General features: G+C 62.7%; 15 protein-coding genes. 5 read left to right on the forward strand and 10 right to left on the reverse strand.

All coding sequences use genetic code 11. The features are described from left to right. Positions 1 to 37 precede the first annotated feature (37 nt). On the forward strand, positions 38 to 1,456 hold the full coding sequence (gene purB / locus ABWK72_RS10795; protein ID WP_367874800.1) for an adenylosuccinate lyase: 1,419 nt from the start codon (positions 38 to 40) through the stop codon (positions 1,454 to 1,456). Positions 1,457 to 1,462: 6 nt separating this feature from the next. Here purB and ABWK72_RS10800 read toward each other — a convergent pair whose 3' ends face one another. The 10 genes from ABWK72_RS10800 to purM form a co-directional block, all read right to left on the reverse strand. Continuing rightward, positions 1,463 to 1,873, reverse strand: coding sequence for a PIN domain-containing protein (locus ABWK72_RS10800; protein ID WP_367874801.1), 411 nt, complete (start codon positions 1,871 to 1,873; stop codon positions 1,463 to 1,465). Positions 1,874 to 1,885: 12 nt separating this feature from the next. After that, positions 1,886 to 2,140, reverse strand: a complete 255-nt coding sequence (locus tag ABWK72_RS10805) for an antitoxin (RefSeq protein WP_367874802.1) — start codon at positions 2,138 to 2,140, stop codon at positions 1,886 to 1,888. 115 nt (positions 2,141 to 2,255) lie between these two features. Continuing rightward, a complete protein-coding gene (locus ABWK72_RS10810; RefSeq protein ID WP_367874803.1) occupies positions 2,256 to 6,443 on the reverse strand; it encodes a Calx-beta domain-containing protein in 4,188 nt (1,395 codons plus the stop codon). 322 nt (positions 6,444 to 6,765) lie between these two features. Beyond that, complete coding sequence (locus tag ABWK72_RS10815; RefSeq protein ID WP_367874804.1) at positions 6,766 to 7,092, reverse strand: hypothetical protein; 327 nt, start codon at positions 7,090 to 7,092, stop codon at positions 6,766 to 6,768. Between the two features lie 247 nt (positions 7,093 to 7,339). Then, complete coding sequence (locus tag ABWK72_RS10820; RefSeq protein ID WP_367874805.1) at positions 7,340 to 9,445, reverse strand: PQQ-binding-like beta-propeller repeat protein; 2,106 nt, start codon at positions 9,443 to 9,445, stop codon at positions 7,340 to 7,342. Positions 9,446 to 9,562: 117 nt separating this feature from the next. Further along, complete coding sequence (locus ABWK72_RS10825; protein WP_367874806.1) at positions 9,563 to 11,056, reverse strand: sulfotransferase; 1,494 nt, start codon at positions 11,054 to 11,056, stop codon at positions 9,563 to 9,565. Positions 11,057 to 11,146: 90 nt separating this feature from the next. After that, entirely contained in the window at positions 11,147 to 11,827 is a 681-nt protein-coding gene (locus ABWK72_RS10830) for a PEP-CTERM sorting domain-containing protein (protein WP_367874807.1), read from the reverse strand. A 151-nt stretch (positions 11,828 to 11,978) separates the two neighbouring features. After that, positions 11,979 to 12,566 carry a hypothetical protein gene (locus ABWK72_RS10835; protein ID WP_367874808.1) on the reverse strand — a complete coding sequence of 196 codons (588 nt, stop codon included), beginning with the start codon at positions 12,564 to 12,566 and terminating at the stop codon, positions 11,979 to 11,981. 741 nt (positions 12,567 to 13,307) lie between these two features. Continuing rightward, positions 13,308 to 15,233, reverse strand: a complete 1,926-nt coding sequence (locus tag ABWK72_RS10840; protein WP_367874809.1) for an amidophosphoribosyltransferase — start codon at positions 15,231 to 15,233, stop codon at positions 13,308 to 13,310. Positions 15,234 to 15,447: 214 nt separating this feature from the next. Then, entirely contained in the window at positions 15,448 to 16,443 is a 996-nt protein-coding gene (purM, locus tag ABWK72_RS10845; protein WP_367874810.1) for a phosphoribosylformylglycinamidine cyclo-ligase, read from the reverse strand. 558 nt (positions 16,444 to 17,001) lie between these two features. Here purM and ABWK72_RS10850 point away from each other — a divergent pair. The 4 genes from ABWK72_RS10850 to ABWK72_RS10865 all read left to right on the forward strand — a co-directional run bounded on the left by ABWK72_RS10850 (position 17,002) and on the right by ABWK72_RS10865 (position 20,644). Continuing rightward, positions 17,002 to 17,652, forward strand: a complete 651-nt coding sequence (locus ABWK72_RS10850; protein WP_367874811.1) for an ATP-binding cassette domain-containing protein — start codon at positions 17,002 to 17,004, stop codon at positions 17,650 to 17,652. Positions 17,653 to 17,656: 4 nt separating this feature from the next. Then, positions 17,657 to 18,424 (forward strand): hypothetical protein, encoded by a 768-nt coding sequence (locus tag ABWK72_RS10855; protein WP_367874812.1) that lies wholly within the window; start codon positions 17,657 to 17,659, stop codon positions 18,422 to 18,424. Positions 18,425 to 18,493: 69 nt separating this feature from the next. Next, positions 18,494 to 19,339: a hypothetical protein gene (locus tag ABWK72_RS10860; RefSeq protein WP_367874813.1), complete on the forward strand. Its 846-nt coding sequence runs from the start codon at positions 18,494 to 18,496 to the stop codon at positions 19,337 to 19,339. Between the two features lie 30 nt (positions 19,340 to 19,369). Next, positions 19,370 to 20,644: a type IV pilus twitching motility protein PilT gene (locus tag ABWK72_RS10865; protein WP_367874814.1), complete on the forward strand. Its 1,275-nt coding sequence runs from the start codon at positions 19,370 to 19,372 to the stop codon at positions 20,642 to 20,644. The last annotated feature ends 73 nt before the right edge of the window (positions 20,645 to 20,717 follow it).

Genomic DNA, 20,717 nt, shown 5'->3' on the forward strand with positions numbered 1-20,717 from the left:
TTGCACGGGATTGCGGGGGGACTGCTTCATCCCCGCCGTGATTCCGAACGTCCTCGCCGAGCGCTACGCCTCCCCCGCCCTGCAAGCCATCTGGTCCGCGGAGGGCCGCATCGTGCTGGAGCGCGAATTCTGGATCGCGGTGATGAAGGCCCAGCGCGACCTGGGTCTGGAGATCCCGGAAGAAGCGATCGCCGCCTACGAGAGAGCCAAGGACAAGGTCGATCCGGCTTCGATCATGGCCCGCGAGCGGGTGACGCGCCACGATGTGAAGGCGCGGATCGAGGAGTTCAACGGGCTCGCCGGGCACGAGCACATTCACAAGGGCCTAACCTCGCGGGATCTGACGGAGAACGTCGAGCAACTCCAGGTTTACCGTTCGCTGCTGGCGATCCGCGACAAGTCGGTGGCCGTGCTGCACCGCCTGCGCTGCCGCGCCGAGCAGTGGGCCGATCTGGTGATCACCGCCCGGACCCACAACGTCGCGGCCCAGCCGACCACGCTCGGCAAGCGGATCGCGATGTTCGGCGAGGAGATGCTGTCCGCTTTCCACGCGCTGGAGGACGTGATCGCGCGCTACCCGGTGCGGGGTCTCAAGGGCGCGGTGGGCACACAGATGGATCAGCTTTCGCTCTTCGATGGCGATGCCGAACAAGTGGCCGATCTGGAGAAGCGGGTGGTGGGCCATCTTGGCATGCCCTGCGTGTGGACGAATGTTGGCCAAGTCTATCCGCGGTCCTTGGATTTCCGGGTGGTGTCGGTGCTCACCGATCTGGCCAGCGGGCCTTCTTCCTTCTGCCGGACCCTGCGCCTGATGGCGGGCCACGAGACCGCCAGCGAGGGCTTCGCCCCGGGGCAGACCGGCTCGAGCGCGATGCCGCACAAGATGAACTCCCGCTCCTGCGAGCGCGTGAACGGCTTCCACGTGATCCTCAAGGGTTACCTGACGATGGCTTCCGGCCTCGCCGGCGACCAGTGGAACGAGGGCGATGTCTCCTGCTCGGTGGTCCGCCGCGTGATGCTGCCGGATGCCTTCTTCGCCATCGACGGGCTATTCGAGACCTACCTGACCGTGCTCGACCAGATGGATGCCTACCCGGCGGTGATCGCAAAGGAGAACGCGCATTACCTGCCCTTCTTGATGACGACCACGATCATGATGGAAGCCGTGAAGGCCGGGGTGGGCCGGGAAACCGCGCACAAGGCGATCAAGGAACACGCGGTGGCGACGGTGAACGACCTGCGCGCCGGGAAGACGACGGTGAACGACCTGGTCGAGCGCCTGGCCAATGACGAGAGGATCCCGCTGGACCGCGCGGCCTTGGCGGGAATCGTCGCGGAGGGAGAGAGCAATGCGGGGGCGGCTCGGGCGCAGATCACGCACTTCGAGAGGGAGATCCACGCGATCGAGAAGCGGTATCCGAAGGGTGCGGCATATGTGGCGGGGGCGATTCTTTGAGAGCGGTCAAATGGATGGTTTTCGCCATTCCAACAATTTGAGCCCTTTCACCCGGCGGAATTCGCCTGCGTTGCTCGTTACCAAAGTCGCATCCAGACTGAGGGCTTGGGCGGCGATCAAAAGATCCAACGGGCCGATAGGCGTGCCCTTCGCCTCCAAGTCGGCGCGGACATCCGCATAGTGAAGAGCGACATCCATGGTGAATTCTGCGTGGGCGAAGAGGCCTAGGAAAGTTTGCAGGCGTCCCGCGTGATGGGGGTGCGTCGTGATGTTCTTCTTCACCCCGGTCCACAACTCCGCGGCGACAATCACTGGAATCCCCGTCAATGTCGGGTCGGGCAGATGCTCCTTCAAGCCAACTTGATTCCTGAGGACGGGGATGCACGCGCTTGAGTCCAACAGGAAGGAAATCTTCACCACGGGTGGAACTCAGATTTCGGGGATTGGGCGCTCGTGATGTGAAGGACGCGCGGGCGGCTCAGGAAAATCATTCTTCCCCGGATGCTTCTCCGCCAGGTAGGCAGCGATCTCGTCAAAGTCGCGGAAATGAGAAACTACTACCGGTTTCAAGATTACCTCGTCGCCTCGCTTCTCGATCACGACCTCCAAACCCTCGAATCGAAAAGCTTTCGGCAGACGGACCGCCTGACTGCCGCCATGCTGGAAGATCTTCGCAGTGTCCATATCTACAGAATGTAGCTATTTTCCACAGAAGATCAAGCGCTGCTTCCTGGCTGACAGCTAGGGCGGCCCGAGACGGGCCGCCCTATCAACGGGGCGAGGCAAACGCCTCATGGTCTTAAGTGGCCAGCGTGACCTTCAGCCGCATGAAGCCGTGCTCGCTTGCGGTCTTCGGGGTGCTGCTGCGGTAGGTGACGGTTTCCGTGCCGTCGCCATTGCTGACGGGCGTGCCGACGAGGATGGCATTCTCAAGCCAAGTGCCGGGAAGGTCGAGGTTGACCTGCGGGATGTAGGTCAGCTCCGGTGCGGCGAGTTGGCGGCGGAAGCTGAGGGTGAGGTAGTCGCTGCCGCCGATGTTCTGCAGGGCCCCGGTCGGGATGCCGGTGAGGCTGGCGGTCTTCGGGGCGAGGTTGAAGGCGAACTCGAGAAGGTTCACGATGCCATCGCTATCCGGGTCCGAGTCGTCGCCGCTGATGCCGATGCTTTCCCGTTCCTCCGGAGTGAACTTGGCATTCTTCCAGGTCTGGTAGGCGGTGATCGGAGCGGGAGCGCCGATGGTGACGAGGCTCGCCTGGGTGCTGCCGAGGATCGCGCCGCCGCGCAGGGGCTGGCCGAGATTCACGGTGAAGGTCTCGCCAAGGTCATCCAGCGCGTCGGTGGTGATCGGGATGGTGATGTTCTTCACGACCGTATCGCCACTTGCCCAAGAAAGGGTGCCGCTAACGGGAGTGAAATCGGAGGCGTCCGCACTGCCGGGGACGGTGGCGTAGTTCACGCTGAGCGCTCCGCTGGAGCCGCCGGTGCGGGTGACGCTGAGGGTGACGCTGCCGCCCTCGGGCGTGCTGACCGTGGGCGAGCTGAGCTGCAAGGTGCCCGGCAGGCCAGGGAGACCGCCGAACACGCGCCAGATGGGCTCGGGGTCCACCACATTCTGGAAGTTGGCATAGTCGCAGCCAAAGACGATCTTGCCGTCCGCTTGCATGGCCAAGCAGTTCACCGCAGCATTCGGACTGCCTGCGGCGCTGAAGGGGATATCCACCACCCCGCTACTGTTCAAGCGTACGAGGTTGTAAACTTCAACGCCATTGAAGTCGCCGAAATCGCCTCCGACCACGATTTTGCCATCCGGTTGGACCATGATGGTATTGCAAGTGCCGCCACTAGTCGCGGGAAACCCGGTGTCCAGCGCCCCTGTTGCAGTGAGCCGGGCGAAGCCGCCGCGAGCCACGCTATTGAAGGCGGTGAAACTGCCGGCGATCAGGATCTTTCCGTCAAGCTGGACTGCGATGGACCGGACCCCATACGGGCTGCCAGGGTCATCTAGCAAGTGGGCTCCATGGGTCACTCCATCAAAGGCGGGATCCAACGCACCGCTCGTGGTGACGCGGCAAATCCCTGACTTGAAGGAGCTGCCACTGAAATAGATGTCGCCTCCAATTAGCAATTTGCCGTCCGCCTGCAAAGCCAGCGCGAGAACCTGCCAGCCGCCGGTCGACCCGAAATTCGGGCCGGTGAAGCTGCTATCCAAGCTGCCATCGGCATTCAGGCGGGCGACATACTCGCGGGCGCTGCCAGCATAGCTGGTGAACCCACCACCGATCAGCACCTTCCCGTCGGGCTGCACCAACACGGCGTATACGGCGCCATCCGGGCCGGCACCGGGATCGAAACCCGGGTCGATGGTACCGTCGGCATTCAAGCGGGCGACCTTATTGCGGGCGACTCCCATCATGTGGTCGAAGTCGCCGACGACGAGGATTTTGCCATCGGGCTGGCGCGCGATGTCGTTCACCTCGCGGTCTAAGTCCGCGCCGCCGGCGGCGAAGCTCGTGTCCATGTCACCCGCCGCAGTCATGCGGGCGATGCCGACGCGGGTCGTGTTTTCCACCTCCGTGAAAGGGCCGGCAATCAGAAGCTTGCCGTCCGGCTGGACCAGCACCTTCCGCACGACGCTATCGATGAATTTCAGGGCAAAGGATCCATCGTTCGTGCCACCCTCGACGATGCTCACGGTGGCTGCAGGATCATCAACAATGGTGCCGCCGCTCGGCGCGCTGAGAGTGACGGTGAAGTCCTGGGGACCTTCGGGGGTGGAGTCGGCAGTGATCGGGATGGTGATGATCTTGTCGCTGCCATCGCCATTCGCCCAAGTCACGTCGCCGCTGCTAGTGGAGAAGTCGGCCGGGGATGTGGCGGTGCCGGGAGCCGTGGCCCAATGCACGCTGACCGCGCCGGCGGAATTATTGCTGCGGGTCAGGGTCAGCGAGGCGGTGCCGGCCTGCTCGTCCACGCTGTATCCGGATTGCGTCCAAGCGACGCGAGGCTGGAAAGCGACCTGCACGTCCAGATACTCGTCCGCGCCGCTGCCGCCTTGCGCGACGGTGGTCAGCGTGATGCCGCTGGCCGTGTCGTTGAAGGATTGGCCGACCGCCAGCGGGGCGTCGCCGACATCGTCACCGGGTGTATTGAAGTCGAGCAGCAGACCGTTGGTATTCCGGTTGGCTCCCCAGACGACATAGGCACCATTGTCGAAGTTGGAGTTGTCCGTGGCACGACGGTAGCCGATCCAGTAGTCCTGCGTGCGATTGCGGACGACCTTCAGCGCGAGCTGGTTTGCAAGATTCGCGCCGGGGTGGTCGAAACGATAGACGCGGTAGGTGCCGCCGATGTTGATGGTGGTGACCGCGGCATCCGGCAGCCACTGGGCAATGCTCTTGTTCCAGTGGTTGAACTCGTTGGTGATCAGACCACCGTCTCCCATGATGTCCGAGGTGTCGCCGTACTCGACCAAGTCCCCGGCGGGCGAAACCGGATTGTCATCGGTAACCAGCCAGGAACTCGAGTGGTTCAGGCCGTAGGTGTGGCCGACTTCGTGGGCGATGATGCTGAAATCGTAGCTGCCATTGGTCCAAAAATTCTTCCCGGGCGTGGAACCCAGGCCGCCAAAGCTCATCTTGCTGCCCGGAAGATCCCCCAGAAAGGTGTAGACCAGCCCGATGCGGTCGTAGTTCGCCATATTGTAGCCGGCAGCCGTCGCAAGAGTTTGGGCGTCCGCATGCATCAGGGTGGCATTGCCGACTCCTGCCGCCCCCGCGGTGACATAGCTGGAGGCGGTGGCGGGCATCCGCAGCACGGGGGTGACGTCCGGGGAGACCCCGGCGACGAGCGGCGCGACACTCAGCGAAGTCTGGCCGTAGCTGACTTGCTCGTAGTAGTCCTTCAGTCCACCAGCGTCATTAAAACGCCCCACCGCGATCTCCGGCGTGATCGTATCGGTGTTTTCAAAGCCGTTCACCGGCGTGCCGGGCACGTCGGTGAAGTCCACGCGGATGATGAGCACTTTCTTCGTCCCGTGGGTATGGGCATAGGAAGGCTTGCCGCTAACGGCACTGGATCCCGGGAGGCCGTTCGCCTGCAGGCCCTCGCCGCTAATGAGCTGACGCTCGAGGGTGCTGACGTGGCTGGTCTGGCAGACCACGCGAATGCGGCCCTGTGTCTCCACGGCAGTGACCGCTTCGGTATTGAGCGGTTCATTTCCGGCCAAGGAAGTTTCGATGCCCGAGACCGGACAGGTGCTGATAACCTCGCGGCCGTCCGCCTGCTCGCCCGCTTCCAGCACCCGGACTGGCGAGTCGCTCACCGCGAGGGAGCCGTCCAGAGCGATGCCGAGGATGGAGACATCCGGCAGGTAATTCAGCGCGGCACGACGACCGTAGGGGAAGGCTTCATACTCCGTGCGACCCACCAGCGCGTGGCGGGAAGAGGGATTGATGAAGGTGGTCTGGCCGGCCACCGGGGTGGCAGAGAGCATCTCGATCGAGCCTTGGCCGGACACGCGCTCTTCCAGCAGAGCGGTGATCGCTTGTGGCAGATCCTTGCGGACCATCACCGGCACGGCGGCGGCGAGCGCTTGCTCCGGGTTCTCGCGGATCATCTTCACGAGCAGCGCGCGGCGCGCGGTCGCGGCGGCGATGCCCTCCGGGAGCATGGCGGCACGCTCGGCGACCGGGGCGGCGAGGTAGCGGCCGGACCAGGCGGAGAAGGCTGCGAATTCAGGCTGCGCGGCCGATTGCCACTGCGAGCCGATCACATGCGCCGCGGAATCGGCGGCAGCCAGGGCGACGGGCAGCGCCGTCCGGAACTTTGCAGGCGGCGAGGAGCGGACCGGTGAAGCGCCGATTTCTTCGCGGGCGGAAACGGCCGGGGCCCGGGAAGATTCGGTGCTCAGCAGATACCAAGCGACGGGGAGGACGAGGGCGGCACCGAGGACGGCGACGGTGGCCCGCTGACGGGAGAAGGGAGACATCTATTAGGAGGGCGGCGGATCTTTGCTTCGAGAGGGAAGCGCCTTTGCGATGACATGGCCTCCAACAAGAACAGAAGCCTGCCAGCGGCGAGTTTGCAATCTGCACAGGTGGAAGGCCTATACCAGCATAAATTCAGGATATCCGTAGCATTAGCTTTAATCGGAAGGCAACTGGCTCCCTTGTGATAAGCAATCGGTCCGCTAAGGGACAAAATCGTCACCGGCAGAAACCGCCGTTAGTTCGCGACCCGCGAGAAAGAAATCGGCCAAGGCAGAATGGATCCACCTTGGCCGATTGGAACTGGATCAGCGCGATCCGACTTCAGCGGAAATCGCGACTGTTAAAGCTAATTCGGTTGTGGTCGGTCCTGCCGAGCATCGCCGTCCTGGCTTGATCGACAGTCTGTTGGACCGCTGGCACCCAAGAAATGATCTCCGCCTCGACATGGCGCGAGGTGACCATCAGGGCGGTAGTGGAGGCGAGCAGGCAAACCATCGCCGCTGCCAGCGAAGGATAATGATAGCGCTTCCGATTGGGACGCGCAAAGCGACCGCCGAGCATCACTTGGATCTCGCGCGGGTCGCCGGGGGTGTGGGGAACAAACGGAAGCGCCGGGGCCTCCGCGAACGAACGTTGCACAGTCGTCATGGGGGATTAGGGGGATGTCTGTAGGGGATGTCGAAAGAGAACGGGGGTCGATCTCTAAGACGGCCACACTATTTAATAAGGACGAAGATCTTCCCATTACGCGATCGCGTAGTACAGGATTATTGTCTGGTCAAGTTATGACGAAGTTGAATTTAGAGTTCCTTAAAATTATGCAACTCTCTCAATACAAGCAATAAACAAGACATTCAATAAACTCAAAAATGCCGCACAAAGGCCCTTTTTCCCATCACTCGGGCAGGGCAAAGGCGACGTAAGCATCCCCGCTCTTGGTGCCCATCTTGCCGCCGCCGCAGGCGACAACGAGGTATTGGCGGCCATGTACGGAATAGGTGGCCGGGGTAGCATAGCCGCCTGCGGGGAGCTTGGCCTTCCAGAGTTCCTTACCGGTTTTACGGTCGAAGGCGCGGATATGCTCGTCCCGGCTGGCGGCGATAAAGATCAGACCACCCGCGGTGACGACGGGGCCGCCATAGCCCTCGGTGCCGGTCTTCGGAATGCCCTTGGCAGTAAGCTCCGGGTATTCGCCGAGCGGGACGCTCCACTTGTAGCTGCCATCGTTCAGATCGATGGCGTGGAGGCTACCCCAGGGCGGCTTCACGGCGGGGTAACCCTGCGGATCGAGCCAACGGTTGTAACCGGTGGTCGAGTAGGGCACCGCGGCGAGGCCTTCGCCACCGGGTTCCTCCTTGCGGCCGGGGTCATTGGCGGGAGCTTCGTTAAAAAGGTAGGCGGCCAGTTTTCCCCGCTGCGTATCGGTGAGAAACGCAAAGGAGGGCATCACGCCCTTGCCGGTCTTGAGAAGAGCATCGACGTCGGGCTTCTTGAGGCGGGTGGCGATGTCGACGAGCGAAGGGACGTTCTGCGCCGGATTGCCCTTGCGGTCGGTGCCGTGGCAGGCGGCGCAGACTTGCGCGAAGATCGCCTCGCCGGTGGCGGGGGCCGAGCTACCGCCGCCCTGCGCCGGGACCATGGTCAGGATCCAGGGCATGTCATTGGAATTCACGTAGAGGATGCCGTCCGGATCCGCCGCCGCGCCGCCCCACTCCGCGCCGCCGTCGAAGCCCGGGAAGATGATGGTCCCCTGCTCGCTCGGGGGGGTGAAGGGCGCGGACTTACGGACCTGCGCGAGGCGCTCCAGCACGGCCTTGCGGGCCTCCGGCGAAACGTCGGTGACCTGCGCCTCGTCCAGCACCTGACGGGCAAAGGGCGCTGGCTTGGCCGGGAAAGGCTGGGTGGGCCAGGCGGACTCGCCCTGCAGATCGGAGGGCAGGACCGGCTTCTCCTCGATCGGGAAGAGCGGCTTGCCGGTCTCCCGCTCGAAGACGAAAACGTGGCCGGATTTCGTGACCTGCGCGACGGCGGCGATGGAGCGGCCGCCTTGCTTCACGGTGATCAGGTTCGGCGGGGCCGGGAGATCGCGGTCCCAGAGATCGTGGTGGACGAATTGGAAGTGCCAGACGCGCTTGCCGGTATTCGCATCGAGAGCGATCAGGCAATTCGCGTAGAGGTTTTGGCCGATGCGGTCGCCGCCCCAGAAGTCGAAGGCGGCCGAGCCGGTGGGGCAGAAGACGAGGCCGCGCGCTTCATCAAGGGCGAAGCCGGTCCAAACATTCGCGCCGCCGACCGACTTGTGAGCTTCGGGCGGCCAGGTTTCGTAGCCGGGCTCGCCGGGGAGCGGGATCGTATTGAAACGCCAGACCAGCTCGCCAGTGCGGACATTGAAGGCGCGGACCGGGCCCGGAGCGGCGGGTGCGGGTCCTTCCCCGAGGCGCATGCCCATGATCAGCAGGTCGCGGAAAATCACTCCGGGAGTATTCGCGGAGAGGTAGAGGTCGCCGGCATTCGCGCCAAGGTTGGCCTTGAGATCGAGGCTGCCCTGCTTGGCGAAGGACGGGACGCGCTTGCCGGTCTTCGCATCGATGGCGTGGAGGAAGCGGTCGTTCGCGTAGAAGATCCGCGATTCGCCATCGCCGGACCAGTGGACGAGGCCGCGGTTCACGCCGCCCTTCGGGAAGCCCTCTGAGGCGGGATCGTAGCTCCACTTCTTCTCGCCGGTGGCGGCATCGACGGCGAAGAGTTGGAAGTCCGCCGAGGTGCCGTAGAGGACGCCGCCCACGACCAGGGGATTGCACTGGATCTGCGAGCGGTTCTGGGCGTCGGTGCCGCCGGATTGATAGGTCCAAGCCGGGGCTAGGCGGGCGACATTTTCCGGGGTGATGTCGGTGAGTGTCGAATAGTGGCTTGAGGCCTTGTCACCGAGATAGGTGCTCCAATCGGCATCGGCAGCCGATGCGGTCAGGGTCGTGGCGAATAGCAGGGCGAGTCCTTTCATCGGCGATGCGGCTGGGCAATTCACGCTGCTGAAAACAGGAGAGAGTGGCTACGCCTATCATCTCAAAAAGAAAAGCTCCTGAGACTGCTTTGCCCGCAGGCATGCCGAGCCGGCGAATCATCGGTAGCCGAAGGCATCGAGGTAGGGCTGGAGATGATGCATATGCGGCTCAAGCCAAGCTTCGTAGTGCCGCCACCGCTCCAGCGAGCGGGTGTAGAGCGGCTTCGATACATCGTCATAGGTGGGGGTGCCGATCGCACGCGCGCCGGAGCGCTGGTGATGGGCCAGCATTTCCGGTCGCCAAACGAGACCAAGGAAGGCGGCGAGCTGGCGGGTCTGTTGCTCGGGATCGGCGAGGAGGTCCTCGTAGCGCGATTCCATCCAGCGCGATGGATCGAGCCGCTCGCGCAGCAGAAGCCAGTGGCGCATCATCTCCGCGTAGTACTGGCAGGACTCCGCCAAGGTGGCCGAAGCCACGCTGTTCGGAGCGCCCGGCACGATCGTGAAGTAGAAGCTGATCACGACGTCGCGGGGATCGCGCAACGGGATGAGCAGCTTGGCTTCCGGAAACAAACGGAGGGGAACGGCCAAATCCGCCGTGAGCAAGGGGTCCTTCTCGATGAGCATTCGGTTCCCCGGATCTTCACCGAGCACATCGGCGGTGCAGCGGAAGTATTCCGCCCGGCCGGCGGTGAGGGCCGCCTCGTCGTAGCCATCCAGTTCCGTCAGGACATTCGCCGCCGAGCTTGCTCCGAAGACTATGGGATCACGGAATTGAGTGCTGAGGATGCCCGACTCATCGGTCCCGATGCATCCGGGATGAGTGGTGATAACCTGCTCTAGCAAGGTCGTCCCGGAGCGCGGGAATCCGGCCAGCAAGCAAATCCGCCGGGGAGAACCAAGGGCGGGTGCCTGCCAGCTGCGGAGGCGCTCGGGAGAGAGGGCACGGGTGAGTTCCCACTGGCGATCCGTCATGGCCCGCCACGTCGGCCGGATACTGGCGGACGCCGGCTCAAGCTGGCGCTTCGCGAGTTCCAGCTCGCGCATGGCTCCGGGGTAGTCGCCCATGCGATCCAGCACCGCGGCGAGTTCGTAGCGCAGGCGCCAGTCTTCTGCCGACTCCACCGCTGCCAGTTGTTTCTCCAGCCTCTCTTGGGCCTGCTGGAAGCGCCCGTCCCGCCGCTCGATGTGTGCCAGCAGCCTGACCAGGCGCAAGTGATGGGGATGCCGTTCCAAGGTGCCGCGAATCACCTGCTCCGCCTGCTCCTTCTCACCCGCGCGTTCCAAGGCGGCGGCATGCATGGCGGCAGTGTCGGGGGAGTTGGGATCCAGCTCCATCGCCCGGGCGGTGAAGCGGGCACATCCGGCGAAGCGGACTAGTTGGAACCATTGCTTGCCTGCGGCGAGCAGATGGTCGGTCGTCGCTCCCGGATGATCCAGCAGGCGCTCCCACAAAAGTGATGCCTCCCCGCTGCGATAGAGTTGCTGCAACAAGGTGGCATGTTCCAGCAAGGACGCGGCAGAGGCATCGCCAGCGGTGATCCGCGACCAGAGGGCGAGCGCCGCGTCGATATCGCCGCGTTCCAGCGCCTCGATTGCCTCCGCTCTCATGCGATCCGACGATGGCGGGCTGGCCTTGTTTGAAAAGAAAAAGCCCGCATCGCGCGACGCCGATGCGGGCTTTGAAAAACTGCGGCAGGCTTAGCGGCGGCGGCGCAGGGCCAAGGCACCGAGTCCCGCGACCGCGAGGATCGCGCCGGAGGGCTCCGGGACCGTCACCTGGTCGAAGCTCAGATTATCGACCGCGAAGTATGAACCGGCTCCGCCGGTCGGGGTGAGATTGAGGGTGAGGGTTTCTCCGCCGACACCTTGGTAATTCAGATTGAGCTGGGGGGCGGTCCCGTTGGGCACCACCAGGCCCGTGCCCGATCCGAGCAGTCCCGAGGAGCTGCCGACCACGCTCCAATTCAGGGTCGTGTTCTGCAAGCCCACGGCAGCGGGACCGCTCCAGTCGTTCAACGTGAGCGAGGTCAAAATCACGGCGATGGTGGCGGAAGACGGAGTGAGGCTGATGCCGTAGGTGACGGCACCCGTGTAGCCCGAAGCCGGAGCATCCAACTGGTAGGTCTGGCCCCCGCCATTCGGCCAACCGGTGTAAGCCTGCCAGACGTTCGCCGATGGAGTCGTGAGGCTAACCGGGCTCCAGGTGAGAGCGATGTCCGGAGTACCGACGGCATTGCTACCGTGACCGGCGGGAATGTTGGCGTTATTCCCCAGACCGGAACCGGTGAGGATCGTCGCCGCCTGGATGGACTGTGCGAGAGCGAAGCCGGCGGAGCCTGTTGCGGCGAGCCGGAGGAGTTTGGAGGATTGAAGCTTCATAGGAGGTGTAGGACCGAGACCTGGAAGAATCCGGAATGGGCCGGATTCCCTCCAGTGGCGAAATCGCCGGAAGCGGTTGCATTATCGCCCGGAGGCTCCGTCCCTGTCAGGGACCACCCGGTGCATGGGAGGATTTCCCGCTGGCGGGAATTCAACTCCGCGTCCGTGCCCTGCCGCGGCGGGCCGACGGAGACACCCCCTCGCAGATTGCAGCCGCGGCAATCAGGACGATCCCGGTCAGCTCCAGAATCCAATTCATCTTCAGTCCGGCGAGGCGGGTCTTCAGGAAGACATCCACATGATGAAAGGAGATCGCGCGGACAACGATGAAGGTGAGGAGGAACAGCAGTCCGGCGGCGAGGAGCTTGTGGCCTTTGAGGAAGTTCCGGAAGCGCCAGGCGAACCAGCAGGCGAAGACGCCGGCCCCGGCGATCACGACGATCACGAACCACTTTTGCACGCCGCGCCGCTTGGAATACCAGCCGCCCCAATTGGCGGCTTCGCGTCCCAGGTCAGTGACGAGCGACTGGAGGTCGAACTGCTTGTTGATGCAGAGCGCGGCCATGAGCACGGTCACCCAAAACCAGATCTGGCCATTTCGCCTTTTGTAAGCCCGCCATGCGAAGAAGGCAGCGACGGCATAGGCAGCGACCGTGAACCAGCCCATGAAGGTCGGGTCGCCGATGCCGGGACGCCATTTGATGCGGAGCAAGAGATCCATCGCTGGGGGAGCTGGCATTGAAAAATGCCGGGAGCGCGCCGCAGACATCTCTCTCCCGAGGCGGGATGTCGATGGATTTTGCGTGGGCCGGTAGGGCGGATCCGGCGCGGCGGGCCACCGCAGCCCTACCGGTGGGGACACGAAAAAACCGGGACTGTCTCCGATCCCCCCGGATCGTTCAGTCCCGGTTTTCTTCAAACCGTGTGTGTGTGTGGACGAGGAGATCGGCTTCAGCGCGCCGGGGTCCCCCGACCCCGGCAGCGCTTGAATACTACTACGCCGACAACCTGGAGAGCTTCGGGAACGGCGCATGGCGGGGTCCCCCGACCCTTGGTACGCCGATCCCGTTGAACCGGCCGATTGGCAGACGGTGCCGGCTCGGGATCTCCGCGAGCATGGCCCCCCGACCTTGCTTCGCTTCTGATTCTTCGCGGTTGGCAACCGTTCCCCCCGACAAGCGGGCCGGTAATTGGAAATTGGTCGGCACCGGGGAGCTTGCGCTCCCAAACGGTGCCAAGACGAGATTCATCCCTGCGTGAACCCTTTCCTTGCGGAGCGCACCCCCCGGAACGTCCGTGCCGGTCAGGGGTTTCTCGTTGGGAGGGAAGCTCGTCATTACTGATCCAATCGCAGTCCGGGCATCCAGATTTCCAAATTTTATGAAAAATTTTTGAAAACGGATGATCCGGAGCCCCGGATGCTTTAGGAATCAGTGGTTTAAGAGAGATGGTCCGCACACTACCCGTTGCGGACCACATTTCAGAGCTGCAGGCCGTAGCTGCGACCGCCGATGCCTTCATACCAGCGGACGTAGGCGGCATTCACGGTCGCGTAGCCTCCGGGGGTAGGGTAATTGCCGGTGAAATACCAGTCGCCGCAGGGCCCCTTGATCGAGGCGTGGAGGTCGTCGATCTTCTGGAAGATCACATCCACCTGGCCGTCCCAATCGATGTCCTCGGGCGAAACCATGCGGCTGATCTCCGCAGAGACCTCCTCCGGGGTGAAGGCTTCGTAGACGCCCTTCACGCGGTTGACCATTTCGGTGGCGGGCTTCTTCAGCTCGCTACGGCATTCGTCGTAGATGCTGTCGAGCAGCGCCTGCCTACCGGCGCGGCGATGGAGGGCGATGGCGGCCTGGAAGGCGATGAACTTGCCGAGTTCCGACATGTCGATGCCGTAGCAATCCGGGTAGCGGATCTGCGGGGCGGTCGAGCAGACCACGATCTTCCGCGGCGAGGTGCGGGCGAGCATCTTGAGGATCGACTTCTTGAGCGTGGTGCCGCGGACAATCGAATCATCGAGAGCCACCAGGACGTCATCCTTCCGCACGACGCCGTAGGTGATGTCGTAAACGTGGGAAACGAGTTGATCGCGGCCCCGCTCCTGGGCGATGAAGGTCCGCATCTTGATGTCCTTGTGCGCGATCTTCTCGCCCCGCGGCCAATTGCGGAGGATGAGATCGTCGAGCAGTTCGGGCGTCAGCTCGCCGCTGGCCTGCGCTTCGAGGATGGAGGAGCGGACTTGCTGGCGGCGGAAGAGACGGAGGCCGTCCATCAGGCCATAGTAGGCGGTTTCCGCGGTGTTCGGGATGAAGGAGAAGACCGCCTTGTCGAAAGAACCGTCGATCGCATCGATGATCTGCGGAACCAGGGAGGCGCCCATCGCCTTCCGCTCCCGGTAGATCAGCGGGTCATTGCCGCGGGAGAAGTAGATCTTCTCGAAGGAGCAGGGCGTGTATTTCTGCGGCGGGGCGAATTGGCGGTCGCTGAAGGTGCCGTCGGACTTGATGGTGATGATGCTGCCGGGATCGACAGCCCTCACCTGCGAAGCTTCCGCTTCGAAGACGGTCATCAGCGGCACGCGCTCGGAGGCGAAGGCGATCACCTCGTCCGTGACCAGCATGTGGCAGGGGCGGATGCCGCGGGGATCCCGCATCACGAACATGTCTCCATTCCCGACCACGCCGCAGATGGAGTAGCCGCCGTCCCACGGCTGGGCGGACTCGCCGACGATGCGGGCAAGATCGAGCTGTGCGGAAATCTGCTCCGGCATGTCGCGGCCATCCACTCCCTCGTCCCGCAGCTTGCGGTAGAGATCGGTGTGGGCCTCATCGAGATGGAAGCCGATTTCCTCCAGGACGGTCTGGGTGTCGGTGCCGAAGACCGGGTGCTGGCCGCGCTCGACGAGCTTCTGGTTGAGCTCCGCGGCATTGGTCATGTTGAAATTGCCCATGACCATGAGCGTGCGGGTCGGCCAATTGCTGCGGCGGAGGTAGGGATGGCAAGAGCCCGCGTCGAAATCGCCGGAGGTGCCGTAGCGCAGGTGGCCGACCAGGACCTCCCCGCCGAAGTCGTAGTGCTCCTTGACCGAATCCGGCTTCTCGGTGTCGAGGATGCCCTTCCGTGCCATCTTGTGGTAGGCCTTCATCTCCTTGCGGAAGATGTTGGCCAAGCCGTCGCGATCGCTGTCGCGGCGGCGGAAGATGTAGGGCTGGCCGAGCGGCATGTTCAGCTTGGTACAGCCGATGCCCACGCCGTCCTGGCCGCGGTTGTGCTGCTTTTCCATTAGCAGGAAAAGCTTCTGGAAACCCCACAGCGCGGTGCCGTAGCGATCGTAATAGTAAGCCAGCGGTTTGCGGAGCCGGACGGCGGCGATTCCGCATTCGTGCTTCAGGGAGTCGCTCATGTGGCCTTAAAAGAGGAACCGCGGGGATGTTGAGAATTGGACCACGAATGGACGCGAGTAAACGGGAATGAAAAGGCACTCATGCAAGAGGCCGGTGCCGATGCTGCGAACGGGGTCAGGTCGCGCGATGGGACAAACGGCAGATGCTGCCGGATGGCTGTTTCCCATTCGCGTTCATTCGCGTCCATTCGCGGTTGAAAAATCCCGAGGTGGTTTACTCGCCGCGGACTTTCACCCGAACGCCCTCGCTGTCAACCAAGGTCCCGAGAATCGTTCCGCCGGGACCGGCGGAGAGGATCTTTTCCGCCTCGCCGGGGGAGACGATGGCGACCCAGCCGATGCCCATGTTAAAGGTGTGGAAGCGATCCTCTGAATCGACGTGAGCCAAGAGCTTGCCGATACCGGGCAGGTCCCAAGCGGGGATTTCGAGATCGGCACCGAAGCCGCGGAACAGGCGCTCCAGGTTTTCCGGAAGGCCGCCGCCGGTGATGTGAGCGAAGGCTTTCGGTTTCACGCCGGCGCTGCGGATGTCGCGAACGACATCGTGGTAAAGACGGGTGGGCTGGAGGAATCCGAGCAGTTCATCGTCGCTGACGCAGCCCGGATTCTCACGCAGCACGCGGCGGACGAGGCTCCAGCCATTGGCGTGGATGCTATCGGAAGCGTAGCCGACGAGGACGTCGCCGACTTGAAGAGTGGAAGGATCGACCAACTCGGGTTTCTCCGCGCAGCCGATGCAGAAGCCTGAGAGTTCGATCACATCGGGCGGGACGATGCCGGGCATCTCCGCGGTTTCGCCGCCGGCGAGAATGCAATCGCAGTCCGCCAGATAATCGCACATGCCGGCGATCAGGCGGGTGATCTTCTCTTCATTCAGAGCGGCGATGCCGATGTAATCGAGAAAGAGCAAGGGGTCCCCGCCGGTGGTGAGGATGTCGTTCACGCTCATCGCCACCAAATCCTTGCCCGCGATCTCCAGGAGATCGTGCTCAAGGAGCAGTTCCAGCTTGGTGCCGACGCCATCACAGCCAGTGACGATGACGGGTTGTTTATAGGCACTGAGGTCGTAGCAGGCAGCGAAGAGCCCGAAAGCCCCGAGGAGCTTACGGTTCTGCTGCGTGCGGGCCACGTGGCTCTTTATATCGCCGACCAAGGCGGCCGCTCTACGCGTGTCCACCCCGGCCTGCTGGTAAGTCAGCTTTGATCCCATGCGCTTCGGTGGGCGGGTTGTGACAGCGCACCCGGGAGCGGTCACGCGGAAAATCCATGGAATCCCCCTCACCCGCCACCAATCCACACAGGACACTGAAAACGAATCGCGAAACCGCCGCGGAAACCTGGGAGGTATCCGCCGTGGCTCCATGCCAGCTCCAGCGCCATCGCCATCGGCCCGCCTAAATTATACGCGATCACGGAATATCAATTGTCGGAAAACCGTGTAGCCTTTGCTTGAAGCGGTCTCTCTCCCGACCGCGCCTTCCCAGCTAACCGCTTTCAAAAAAATCGGCGTGCCAAGCTGGCGAAAACCCGACTCCGCGGCCCTAAATCCGCGTCATGATCCAGCGGGCCTGATAAACTCGGGTTTTCTGGGACTTCTGAGACTTCCCTAAAGCCTGATGACCAAGCTGTTTAGAAAATGTTCAAAAATTTATTGCCTACTTCGCAAAAAATTCATAAAGCCTAGACCCAACGGGACGCCAGATATTTAATTGATCTTGAATATCCGTTTGAAATCAGTAGAAATCGCAACGATCACGTTGCATAGAGCATGAATCTGCAATCGCCACAGTTGAAGCTCAAAGCAGGCCTGACCATTGGTTACGGCAAGCCGATCGCTTCCGCAGCCGAGGACATCGTCCTCGGAGGAGGAACGCACTTCCTGATCGCCCGGAATGGCCGGGGCAAGACGACCCTGCTGCGCACACTATCCAAAACTTTGAAGCAAGTGGATGGCGCGTTTGAAGCGCGGGGTAAAACGCAGTACCTGCCGGAAGATCTCCGCTTCGACCCGGAGATCACGGTCTCGGGAATCTTCCGGGCGATGCTTCCGTCCTCCCGCTTTCAGGATTCGATCAATCTGGCGACCTCGCTGGAGCTCGATGTCCGCAAGCCTTACGGCAAGCTCTCCACCGGTAACCGCCGCAAGACGCACCTGATCATGGCCGAGCATTCGGTCGATCCGGACAAGGGCAACATCCTGCTGCTGGACGAGCCCTTCAGCGGCTTGGACGCATACGCCCGGGAAATTTTTGAAAACATCTGGCGCTCCAGCTCCGAGAAGGTGCTGCGCCTGGTTAGCTGTCATCCGGACTACGACTCGATGGGGATGCCCAGCGCGATCGTGATCCAAGGGTCGGGAATCCGCCACACGACGGGTTCGGAGCAAACGTGGAGCGAACTGAAGCAACAGCTCAACTGACGCCATGCGCCTCTTCCGACTCACCACCGCCACCCTTTTCCGCCGCAAGTCGTGGGTGGTCTGCGCCTTCTGTGTGGGCGTCCTGCCCTTCCTGCTGGTGCAGATTTCCAGCGGCACCGAGAATCCAGCTCTTTTGAAGCCGGCGCTGGCCCAAGCCACTTGGGCGATGACACTGCTCACTTCGATCTTCTGGGGCTTCTACACCGCGGCGCGGCAAGGCGAATCGAACGCCCGCTCCGGCCTGGGTGAATATTTCCTGACCACGGGTGTCTCCGCCGGCCGCCAACTCTTCGAGATGTGGCTCGCGATCTTTACTTACCTGGCACCGCTGCCCCTCATCTCTGCCGCGATTTGCACGCTGGCCGCCAGCCCGGCCCTGCCGGACGAGCGCAGCATGTGGCTGGCCACGAATATCCAATACGCCATCCTGTTCCTGGTGGTGATGGCACCGCTGGTGGCTCTGGCCTGCGCGGTGGCCTCGCGACTCGGGAGCATCACCGGCTTCATGGCCTCCAGCGCCTTGGCTATTTACGGGCTCTACGGGGTCGGGTATTTGAAGCTGTTGGGCGATCTGGAAGGCAACGCGCTGGCCAAGTGGGTCTGGACGAGTTCGCCGCACTATCATTTCGCCGATCCGACCGAGCGCTTGCGCTACAAGCTCGGAGCAATCGCCTGGGACAAGTTCCCGCTGCTGCTGGCCTACTTCGGGGGCATCATGCTGGTCTACGTGGCGCTATCGCGCCTGGTCTTCCGGGCACGAGCCGCCGCCTGAGCTTTCCAAGCCACACTCTCCCCTCCCACACCGAAAAGAGCTGTTTTAGCCATGAATCTTCGCACCCTCATGATCCCATCCGTGCTCGCCGTGACCGGCGTCGCGCTGTGGTCGTACGGTGCCGGCAAGCTTTCCGCCGGCGGCGATTTCGACTTCCACCCGAATCCGCTGGGCCTGAAGCAGAGCCCTTACGGCCAGGTGATCGCGATGGCCGTGCAAGGCGGGATCGATTCCGACTGGCACGGCGTGGAATCCGCCGGCAAGGATAATATTTGCAGATCCTGTGGCCACAACCACGGCGAGGAACAGGATGGTGGATGCACGCCCGCGCAAATTAGCGACCCCGACAGCCTGATCGGTCGCTTGGAAGCCGCCGTGACGGAGCGCACCAACAGCCGCCCCCCCACTGCCGGCCACAAATTCTATCTCCGCCGCCAGGTCGAAGACCGGCTGCGGATGGCCTATGATCTCGATCCTTCCAACTACGCGAACTACAACGCGTATCAGCTCTTCCTGACCGAGCCTGCGGTCGGCACGCGCCCGGTCCTGACGGACAAGGTAATCCAACTCGCCCGCATGACGGTGGATTACTGCCTGAAGGAAGACAGCGATCCGCGGCCCGCACTCACCGCCGCCTCCGCGACGGCCAACACCCTGCAATTGATGTTTCAGCATCAGGAGAATTTCACGCTCGATCAAATGCGCCAGCAAATGGAGATGCTGGACTACACGCTCTCCAAGCACCGCGTGCTGACCGCCCGCTGGCAGGAATCCGGCGATATGGGACGGATTTCAGAGGCCCGCCGCCTCGAAATGGAGGACCGCCTGAGCTTCACGACCAAAGTTCAAGAGGCCGCGGCCAAGACGATCGAGCGCCTGGCCGGAACGAGCTCCCACATCAGCTCCCAGTTCTAAAGCGACCACCCACTTTTTCTCACTCCCCGCATGTTCACCGCCGTACACGAACCGCCACCGCTACCCGTCAGGAATACTCCTGTCTCGTTGCCGCGTTTCGCGCCAGGCATGGACGGGCAGACGCTGCTGGGAATCATCTTCCGGACCTGCAAGGAACTGCGTGTCTCGGATATCCAGATGCGCTCCGATCGCCCGGTCTATATCCACACCAACAAGGGTGTGGAGAAGATCGACTTCCTGGGCGTCCTGAGTGCGGCGCACCTGGATGAAATCCTGAAGGCCCTGATCAGCAACCGCGAGAGCGCAAGCCACGGCTTCGGCGAGGAAGACAACATCGAGGAGCGCGTCGAAGACAAGATCGACAAGGCGATCCGCGACTTCGCCGAGCGCAAGGTGTCGGACTTCTCCTGCGACGGCATCCCGATGGGCGAGAACGGCGAGCGCTCCGGCCGCCTGCGTATCCAGGCCCACTTGAGTTCCTCCGGCCTCGGCGTCACGTGCCGTATCTTGAACGACTACATCCCGGAGCTGGAAAGCCTCGGCATCGACCTCGATACGAACACCATCCTGCGCCAAGCGGTGCAGAAGCGCGCCGGCCTCTGCCTCGTGACCGGCCCAACCGGTTCCGGCAAATCGACCACTCTCGCCGCGCTGATCGACTGGCTGCGCCGCAACCACGGCAAGCACATCGTGACGGTGGAAGACCCCATCGAGTACCAGTATCCGGACGATATGGAGGATCCGGAGTATCCGGGCCGCCGCATCCCCTGCCCCAGCGTGGTCACGCAGCAGGAAGTCGGTCGCGATGTCCACTCCTACCGCCAGGGTCTCAAGGACGTCCTCCGGAAAGCGCCCCACGTGATCCTGCTGGGGGAAATCCGGGATCGCGAAGCCATGGAAACATGCATGGAAGCGGCACAAACCGGCCACTTGGTACTCTCCACGCTACACACCACCGGTGCTGTCAAGACCATCGGCCGTATTCTTGAGCTTTACCCCAAGGAGAACCACGCCTCGATCCTCTCCCGGCTTTCGGAAATCCTTATCTTCATCCACTCGCAAGGCCTCCTGAACGGGGTGCAGAAGCGGGTGCTGACCTACGAGTTCCTGCAGAACAACGACAACGCGGTCGCCTCCGCGATCTCGAATTACGACGGCGGTGCCAGATCGCTGGAAGACGTAATTCGCAGGGCCGGAAATATCGAGTGGGACGCCAACCTGCGCAGGCTCATGCGCCAAGGCCTCATCACCGAAAACACTTTCGAGAACGCACGAATGAACCGGGACGACACTGAAATCCTGTAATTCTCTCACGTGCGATCTCCCTCCCGACAACGACAAAGACAAAGACACACCCAAAAATAGACAACACACCAAA

The sequence above is a fragment of the Luteolibacter sp. Populi genome (genome assembly GCF_040801775.1).
Lineage (GTDB): Bacteria > Verrucomicrobiota > Verrucomicrobiia > Verrucomicrobiales > Akkermansiaceae > Haloferula.